We start from the raw sequence: 8,193 nt of genomic DNA, 5'->3' as shown, positions 1-8,193 counted from the left end.
AACGCAGGCGGCGCGCATGGCCGCGGGCCTCGGTGCCGAAGTCACCGTGATCGACCGCTCGATCCCGCGCTTGCGCCAACTGGACGATCTTTTTGCCGGACGCGTGCGTACCCGCTTCTCGACCATCGAATCGGTCGAGGACGAGGTGTTCGCCGCCGACGTGGTGATCGGCGCGGTGCTGGTGCCGGGCGCCAGCGCCCCCAAGCTGGTCACGCGCGCGATGCTGAAATCGATGCGGCCGGGCGCCGTGCTGGTCGACGTCGCGATCGACCAGGGCGGCTGCTTCGAGACTTCGCACGCAACCACGCACAGCGACCCGACCTACGAGGTCGACGGCGTCGTGCACTATTGCGTCGCCAATATGCCGGGCGCGGTACCGGTGACGTCGAGCCAGGCGCTGAACAATGCGACGCTGCCGTTCGGCCTGATGCTCGCGAACAAGGGCTTTGCCGCGGTGCTGGAAAACCCGCATTTGCGCAACGGGCTGAACGTCCATCGCGGCCGCATCACCAACAAGGCGGTGGCGGAGAGCCTCGGGCTGGAGTTTGCGCCGGTGGAGACTGGGCTCGCGGCCTGAATAGGCCGTCATTGCGAGCGCAAGCGAAGCAATCCAGAATCCCTCCGCGGAAAGAGTCTGGATTGCTTCGCTGCACTCGCAATGACGATGTGGGACAAGCTTCAGCCTGAGTTCGTTCCGACGAATGACCTCAAGCTTTCGTCAGCCTGTACTGCCCCAGATCCGGATCATGCGTCATGCGCCAATAGTCGACGAACCGCCACGGCATCGCGGAAAACACGCGGCCACTCGAATTGCGGTAGTAGGTGCTCATGCCCGGATGGGTCCAGATCATTGTCTCGTGCTCGGTGTTGACCTTTCGGACGTAGTCGTCGAGCACATCAGGGCGGACGTCGATGGCAGCGACGTCGTGCTCGATCATTTCGGCTAGGCAGGCGGCGATGTAGCGGCTCTGGCATTCCGACTGGAAGATCACACTGCCGCCATGCGCGGGGCCGGAGTTGGGGCCGAGCATGCAGAAGAAGTTGGGGAAATCGGGCACGGTGAGGCCGAGGAACGCCGTCGGATTGTCGTTGGCCCAGGCCTGGCGCAAATCCTTGCCGTCGCGGCCGCTGATGTTGAGGCGGGCCGCCATCTCCGTCACCTTGAAGCCGGTCGCGACCACGATGACATCGGCCGGGCGGTGCCTGCCGTCGGCGGTGACGATGCCGCCCCGATCGAAATGGTCGATCGCGTCGGTGACGAGCTCCACGTTCGACCGCGTCAACGTCTTGAACCAGTTGTTGTCGAGCAGGATGCGCTTGCCGTAGGGCGGATAGGTCGGCACGCATTTTTCGATCAGGTCCGGCCGCCCCTGCAATTCCGACAGGATGAAGTCGGTCAACTCCTGGCGGTGCCGGTCGTTGCCCTTGTTGACGGCGCGCTCCGGATGCGGCCAGGCCGGGTCCTTGCGCAGGAACGGCAAGAGGCCGTCGCCATAGCGCCAGAACATGTTGAAGCGGTACCACTGCACATAGAACGGCAGATGCGCCAGCAGCCAGCGCGCGCCCTCGCTGATCGGATCGGCATAACCCTTCACCGGCCGCGCCCATTGCGCGCTGCGCTGATAGACGGCGACCGAGGCGACGCGGCCGGCGATCGACGGCACCAGCTGCATCGAGGTTGCGCCGGTGCCGATCACGGCGACATGCTTGCCGTCGAGATTGATATCGCTCGACCACAGCGCCGAATGCAGGATCGTTCCCTTGAAGTCCTCCTCGCCTTTGAAGCGGGCGCGGGAGGGATCGTTGAGCTGGCCGATGGCGGAGACCAGCGCGGTGGATTCGAAGGTCTCCTCGCCGGTCTCGGTCTTGAGCGTCGAGATCCAGCGCCGCTTGCCTTCGTCCCAGCGCGAGGAGGTCAGCTCGGTGTTGACGCGCAGATGCTTGCGAATGCCGTATTCGTCGGCGACTTTCTGGAGATATCCGAGCAGCTCCTCGCGCTGGCAGAAATAGCGCGTCCACGCATTCCCCGAGCCGAAGGAATAAGAATAGGAGTGGTTCGGCGTGTCGACGCCGCAGCCGGGATAGCGGTTGATCCACCAGGTGCCGCCGAGATCGGCGTTCTTCTCGACGATGGTGTAGGGAATGCCGAGATGCCCGAGCGCCACGCCGAGCGCAATGGCGCAGACGCCAGCGCCGACGATCAGGACGTGCTGCTCGGCGAGCTTGTCGTCAGAGGGGCGCCTCGTCCACCGCGCCTCGCGCGCAACAAAGCCCATCTCCTCGCGCATCAGCGGGGCATATTCCGGCGCGACGTTCTCGCCGAGGCAGGCGCGCATCATCTTCAGCAGCAGCTCGTCGCCGGGATCGGCGATGACGGGCTTCGGCGCGCCATCGGCGAAAAGCTTGAGCACCGCGGCGCGGATTTCGTCCTGGATTTCCCTGGGCACGCCGGCCTCGGGATCGGGGATCAGGCGGATGTCGCGCTTGGGCAAGTACGGCGGCGCAAGCCATTTCTCGTCGCCGGTCATGTGCACCAGCACCATCAGGAGACAGCGGATGTCGCCTTCCGCGATGGTCGAGGCGAGGTCGAGCGGCCTGTGCGGAGATTCGATGTTCATGGCGTGTCCTGGTCTCCGGAGGCGGTGAAGAGGCCGCGCGTCATCAGCTTGCGATAGGCGGAGATGACGTGGTCGGGCACGGCGGTGACGCCGCCGGCCGAGTAGGAGTAGCGGCGGCTGAGATAGCCGCGCGCGCCCATCAGCATGTGGACGATCGCCTCGAACTCGTCGTCGCTGAAATCCTCGATGCCGCCGGCAAGGCGCGCACGGCGGAGGATGCGGACATAGGCGACCGAGATGTTGTCGAGATGTTTCTGGTATCCGATGGGTGCGAAGAATTCGGCCTCGTTGAGGATGCGCAAAAATTCCGGCACCTCGCGGATGAAGTCGAAGAAGGCGGCGAAGCGCTCGATCTCCTGCCGCGCCGCATCCGCCGTGCCGGTGCGAGCGCGGATGAACTCGACCATGTCGAGGCCGATCTTCGGCAGCAGCTGGTCGAGCAGCTCCTGGCGGTTCTCGAAATGATTGTAGAAGGTGCCCTGCGCGACGCCGGCCTGTTCGGTGATGCGGGCGACGGAGGCCTCGGCATAGCCATGCTTGCCGACGACCTTGGTGGCGGCCTCGAAGATCTTCTGCTTGGTCCAGGCGTTGCGCTCGACGCGGTTGAGCTTTGTGATCTTCGCGGTGGCGGGGCCTTGCGTCATGCCACGGTCTCCAGTTCGGCGCGCAGCACGCGCTTGAGAATCTTTCCAGAGGGGTTGCGCGGGAGGCTGTCGCGAATGATCAGCTCTTTCGGCACCTTGAAGCTCGCGAGCCGCGCGCGACAATGCTCGGTGAGGGCAGGGAGCTCGAGCCTGGCGCCCTCGGTCAGCACGACGATCGCGACCGGCCGTTCGCCCCAGCGCCCATCGCGCAGGCCGATCACCGCGACTTCGCGCACCTCGGGCAATTCATAGATGACGCGCTCGACCTCGGAAGAGGCGATGTTCTCGCCGCCGGAGATGATCATGTCCTTCTTGCGGTCGGTCAGAAACAGGAAGCCATCCTCATCGAGATAGCCGACGTCGCCGCTGCGGAACCAGTCGCCGAAGAAGGCGGACGCCGTCTTCTCCGGATCCTTCCAGTAGCCGCGCGTGATCTTCGGTCCGCGCAAGCAGATCTCGCCGTTGACGTTCGCCGGCACGACCTTGCCGTCCTCGTCGCGGATCTCGATTTCGACGTGGGCAATCGCACGCCCCGTCGAGCCGATCTTCTCGATCTCGCGGCCGGCCTCCATGAAGGTGTCGCCGCCGACGGTCTCGGTGAGGCCATAGGCATCGATGTAGCGCGCATTGCGGAAGAGTTGCGAGAAGGCGCGGATGCGCAGCTCCGGCGTCTTCTCGCCGCCGCCGATGGCCCATCGCAGGCTGGAGACGTCGTAGCGCTCACGCGTCGGGCAGGTGAGCATCGCGCTGGTCATGACGGGTGCGAACCATGCCGCGTTGAGCTTGTCCTCGGCGATCGCCGCGAGCGTTGTCTCCGGCTCGAAATTGCGTTCGATGCGGATGAAGCCGCCATGCCAGAGCACGGCGAGGCCGGGCAGGTCGAGCGCGCCGACGTGATAGAGCGGGCCGACGACGAGCAGTCGCGTCTCGGCGCTGAGCCCCAGCGCGATCGTCTGGTCCGCCGACTTCCAGTAGAAATTATCGTAAGAGAGCATCACGCCCTTGGGACGATCGGTCGTGCCTGAGGTATACATCAGCCGCATCAGGTCGGATGGCGCGCGACCATGCATCGGCGCGGGCGGCACATCGCCTGCAAGATGCGTGAGGCTCTGCTGTGCGGCTTCGTTCAGCACGACAATCCCGGTGCCCGCGGCATTCGCAGCCAATTCCTCGTCGACGATCAGAAGCCGTGCGCCGGCATTGCCGGCGATGTAGCCGACCTCCTCGCGGGAGAGGCGGAAGTTGATCGGCAAGAACACCGCGCCGAGATGGCTGGTGGCGAAGACCAGCTCCAGGAACGCCGCGCTGTTCTTCATCAGCACCGCCACGATGTCGCCGGCGCTGATGCCCTGCGCGGCGAGCCAGCCTGCCACCGTTCGAACACGCGCATCGAGCGCCGCGTAGGAGATCTCCTCGCCGCGATATTTCAGCGCGGGCCGGTCCGGCGTGCGCCGGGCATGAAAGGCGATGAAGCTCGAAAGATTGATCATTTTGCGGATCTTGGGCCGGTCACCGGCCTCGCTTCCTCCCTCGATGAATTCTGACTCGTAATTCATCTTCGGCTTGACGTCACCCCCCACCCTCTGAAATCCTTGGGAGCACGGAGACGAGACGATCTCCGACAGGGATCAGGACACGCCGACCCGACAGAGGGAGGGAAAAATGACGAGGACCCGCACGCCGGGCATCAGCCGCCGTTCAACGCTGGCGCTGATGGGCGCCGGTGCGATGAGTGTTGCCGCGCCTTGGGTGGCGCGTGCGCAAGCCAAGACCATCAAGATCGGCATGCCGACGATCCTGTCGGGCCGCGTGGCGCAGCTCGGCACGTCCTCGCGCAATGCGGTGATGCTCGAGGTCGAGAAGGTCAACGCCGCCGGCGGCTTGGCCGGCCGGCAGATCGAAATGGTGATCCGCGATTCCAAGGGCCAGCCGCAGGAAGCCGCCCGCGTCGCGCGCGAACTCGTCAACACCGACGGCTGCGAATTGCTGCTCGACGGCGAGGCGTCCTCCGGATCGTTCGCGGTGCATGAGGTCGCGCGCGATCTCGGCGTGCTCTGCGTCCACACCTGCTCGGAAGCCTCTTCGCTGACGGCTGATCCGAAGCAGCACATCCCGAACGCGTTCCGCTGCGTGCGCCAGGGCATCCACGATTCCATCGTGGGCGGCAGCTACGCCGCCGCGATCGCCAAGGCCAAGGGCCTGAAGAAATGGGCGACCTGTTCGCCCGACTATGCCTACGGCCGCGACACCACCGGCGAGTTCACGCTGTACCTGAAACGTTTCGCGCCTGATGTGGAGATCATCAGCGAGTCCTGGCCAAAGCTGTTCCAGCCCGACTACACCGAGGTGGTGACGAAGATCCTCCAAGCCAAGCCGCAGGCGCTTTATTCCTGCCTCTGGGGCGGCGATCTCACCTCCTACATCGACCAGGCCAACATCTACGCGATGTTCAGCCAGATGGAGGTGTTCGCGGTCAACATGGCCGACTACACCGCGCTCACCGTCGTGAAGAACCTGCCCAAGGGCATCCACTCCGGCAACCGCTACATCAAGACCTTTCCGACCACGCCGGAGAACGCGGCCTGGGGCGATGCCTACAAGGCCAAGTACAACGAGTATCCGACCAACTGGTCGTGGCAGAACGCGACCGCCGTGATGTTCCTGGCCGAGGCCGCCAAGAAGGCGAACTCCGCCGACGGCAAGAAGATCGCGGAGGCATTGAAGGGCCTCACCATCAAGTGCCCGTTCGGTGCCGACGGCACCGTGACGATGCGCGGCGACGACCACACGCTGGTCGGCTACGCCATCGGCTGGGGCACCACGATCCCGCAGGAGCCGTATGTGCCGGAGGTCAAGGCCGGCGACTGGAAGACGATCTTCGAGTTGGAGGCCGAGTGGAAGAAAAGCAAGGGTTACACCTGATCTGATGTGCGGCGGAGACGGGCGACCGTCTTCGCCGTTTTCGTTTGATTTTCGCGCCGCGTCAGGCGCGCCGCAATGAAAGTGCTCCCGTGGATCTCGACGCGCTTGCCGGCTGCCTCTCCAGCTCCGCCTGCCTGGTGACGCAGACCACCAGCGGCCTCATCATCGGCATGCTGCTGTTCCTGGTTGCGGTCGGGCTGACGCTGATCTTCGGCGTGCTCAAGGTGGTCAATTTCAGCCACGGCGCCTTCTACATGTTCGGCGCCTATTTCGCGATGACCGCCTATCAGCTCACCGGGAGCTTCGCGCTCGCGATGCTGGCGGGCGCGGCCGGCACCGCCATTCTCGGATTGATCTTCGAGCGCGTCTTCATGAGCCGCGTCTATGGCGCGGACGTCTTGATGCAGCTCCTCGTCTGCTACGCCTTCGTGCTGATCTTCGACGATGTCGTGCGCCTGATCTGGGGGCCGGAATTCAAGTCGATGGGCATGCCTTCCGCGTTCCAGGTGATGCCGCTGTTCATTGCCGGCGGCGTGGTGCCGCCTTATTATCTGCTGCTGATCGGCGTTGCGCTCGTTGCGGCTGTCGTGCTCGGCATCGGGTTGTCGCGCAGCCGCATCGGCAAGGTGATCCGCGCCGCCGCGCAAAATCCCGGCATGGTGTCCGCGCTCGGCATCAACACGGGCCTGATCTATGGCGGCGTGTTCGCGCTCGGCGGCATGCTGGCGGGCCTCGCGGGTGCGCTCGCCGCGCCGGTGCGCTCGCTCACGCCCGGGATGGGATTCTCGGTGCTGATCGAATCCTTCATCGTCACCGTGATCGGCGGCATGGGCTCGATCCTGGGCGCCCTGATCGGCGCGTTGCTGCTCGGCCTGATCCGCTCGTTCGGCTCGCTCGGCTTTCCGCTGTTCACGGAAGGCCTGATGTATCTGTTCATGGTGATCGTGCTGGTCTCGAAACCCACCGGCCTGTTCGGCAAGGAGGCGGCATGACCGAGCTGGAGGCCGGACACGCGCAAGGGCTGGCACCCGTGCGCGGTGGCTCGGTGCTGCAACGCTATCGCGACGTCCTGATCGCGCTGGTCGCCTTTGCCGTGCTGGCGAGCCTGCCGCTGTTGACGGGCAGCAAGGCGCTGCTCGATTTCGTCATCCGCTGTTCCGCCTACGGCCTCTTCGCGACCTCGCTCAACCTCCTGGTCGGCTACACCGGCCTGACCTCGTTCGGCCACGGCATGTTCTTCGGCCTTGGCGCCTACAGTTTCGGCCTGATCATGCAGAAGCTCGGCGTGCCCATTCCGGTCGCCTTCGTGGCGACGCTGGCGATCACGGCGCTGATCGCGGCCGTCATCGGCGCGATCTGCGTGCGGCTGAAGGAAATCTATTTCGCCTTCGTCACGCTCGCCTTCCAGATGCTGATCCATTCGACCATCCTGTCCTGGGCTTCGTTCACCGGCGGCGACCAGGGCTTGCGCGGCGGCATTCCGCGACCCGTCTTTCTCGGCATCGATCTGGCCAACCACGTCCATCTCTACATCGCGAGCTGCGCGCTGTTGATCCTCGGCCTGCTCGCGATGCGCCAGATCGCGCAATCGCCGTTCGGCTACACGTTGCGGATGATCCGCGACAATGCCGCGCGCGCGAGCTTCCTCGGTATCGACGTCTGGCGCGCCAAGCTGACCGTGTTCGTGCTGGCGGCGCTGTTCGCGGCGATGGGCGGCATGGTGATGGCGCTGTTCGTCTCCGGCGCCTATCCGGAATTCGCCTATTGGACCATCTCGGGCGAGGGCATCTTCATCAACATGCTTGGCGGTGTATCGACCTTTCTGGGACCGATGGTCGGCACCGTGTTGCTCTTGCTGCTCAACGACACCGTGACGCGGTTCACCGAGTACCATGGCATCGTGCTCGGGGTAGTCATCCTGTTCTTCGCGCTGGGCCTGCGCAAGGGCCTGCTGGATTTCGTCGCCGAGTGGTTTTCGCAGCGGCGTGACGCAGGCGAGGGCCGCTAGC

General features: G+C 64.8%; 7 protein-coding genes. 4 read left to right on the top strand and 3 right to left on the bottom strand.

The features are described from left to right. Window positions 1-577: alanine dehydrogenase (locus tag XI03_RS04105; protein WP_442869692.1), on the top strand; the 577-nt coding region annotated here is incomplete at its 5' end. A gap of 130 nt (window positions 578-707) precedes the next feature. Here XI03_RS04105 and XI03_RS04100 read toward each other — a convergent pair. The 3 genes from XI03_RS04100 to XI03_RS04090 are packed head-to-tail and all read right to left on the bottom strand — an operon-like array spanning window position 708 to window position 4,752. Next, entirely contained in the window at window positions 708-2,618 is a 1,911-nt protein-coding gene (locus XI03_RS04100) for an NAD(P)/FAD-dependent oxidoreductase (protein WP_271591409.1), read from the bottom strand. Continuing rightward, on the bottom strand, window positions 2,615-3,262 hold the full coding sequence (locus XI03_RS04095; RefSeq protein ID WP_271591408.1) for a TetR/AcrR family transcriptional regulator: 648 nt from the start codon (window positions 3,260-3,262) through the stop codon (window positions 2,615-2,617). The genes XI03_RS04100 and XI03_RS04095 overlap by 4 nt, the downstream gene beginning before the upstream one ends. Then, window positions 3,259-4,752, bottom strand: a complete 1,494-nt coding sequence (locus tag XI03_RS04090; RefSeq protein WP_333935397.1) for an AMP-binding protein — start codon at window positions 4,750-4,752, stop codon at window positions 3,259-3,261. Before XI03_RS04090 ends, XI03_RS04095 begins: the two co-directional genes overlap by 4 nt. A gap of 172 nt (window positions 4,753-4,924) precedes the next feature. On the opposite strand from XI03_RS04090, the gene XI03_RS04085 reads away from it, so the two are divergent. The 3 genes from XI03_RS04085 (at window position 4,925) to XI03_RS04075 (ending at window position 8,192) form a co-directional block, all read left to right on the top strand. Further along, entirely contained in the window at window positions 4,925-6,184 is a 1,260-nt protein-coding gene (locus XI03_RS04085) for an ABC transporter substrate-binding protein (RefSeq protein WP_271591406.1), read from the top strand. Window positions 6,185-6,273: 89 nt separating this feature from the next. Then, the gene (locus XI03_RS04080; RefSeq protein WP_028142386.1) at window positions 6,274-7,176 is read left to right on the top strand and encodes a branched-chain amino acid ABC transporter permease; all 903 of its coding nucleotides are present in this window, start codon (window positions 6,274-6,276) and stop codon (window positions 7,174-7,176) included. Then, complete coding sequence (locus tag XI03_RS04075) at window positions 7,173-8,192, top strand: branched-chain amino acid ABC transporter permease (protein WP_271591405.1); 1,020 nt, start codon at window positions 7,173-7,175, stop codon at window positions 8,190-8,192. The genes XI03_RS04080 and XI03_RS04075 overlap by 4 nt, the downstream gene beginning before the upstream one ends. Window position 8,193 lies beyond the last annotated feature (1 nt).

It is taken from the genome of Bradyrhizobium sp. CCBAU 65884, assembly GCF_028128835.1.
GTDB lineage: Bacteria > Pseudomonadota > Alphaproteobacteria > Rhizobiales > Xanthobacteraceae > Bradyrhizobium > Bradyrhizobium ottawaense.
The sequence above is the reverse complement of the archived record's forward strand: the minus strand, read 5'-3'. Positions and strand labels throughout refer to the sequence as shown.

Excerpts from the sequence above, each read along its gene's own strand:
- XI03_RS04100 (WP_271591409.1), bottom strand. The coding sequence starts at position 2,618 with ATGAACATCGAATCTCCGCACAGGCCGCTCGACCTCGCCTCGACCATC.
- XI03_RS04095 (WP_271591408.1), bottom strand. The coding sequence starts at position 3,262 with ATGACGCAAGGCCCCGCCACCGCGAAGATCACAAAGCTCAACCGCGTC.
- XI03_RS04090 (WP_333935397.1), bottom strand. The coding sequence starts at position 4,752 with ATGATCAATCTTTCGAGCTTCATCGCCTTTCATGCCCGGCGCACGCCG.
- XI03_RS04085 (WP_271591406.1), top strand. The coding sequence starts at position 4,925 with ATGACGAGGACCCGCACGCCGGGCATCAGCCGCCGTTCAACGCTGGCG.
- XI03_RS04075 (WP_271591405.1), top strand. The coding sequence starts at position 7,173 with ATGACCGAGCTGGAGGCCGGACACGCGCAAGGGCTGGCACCCGTGCGC.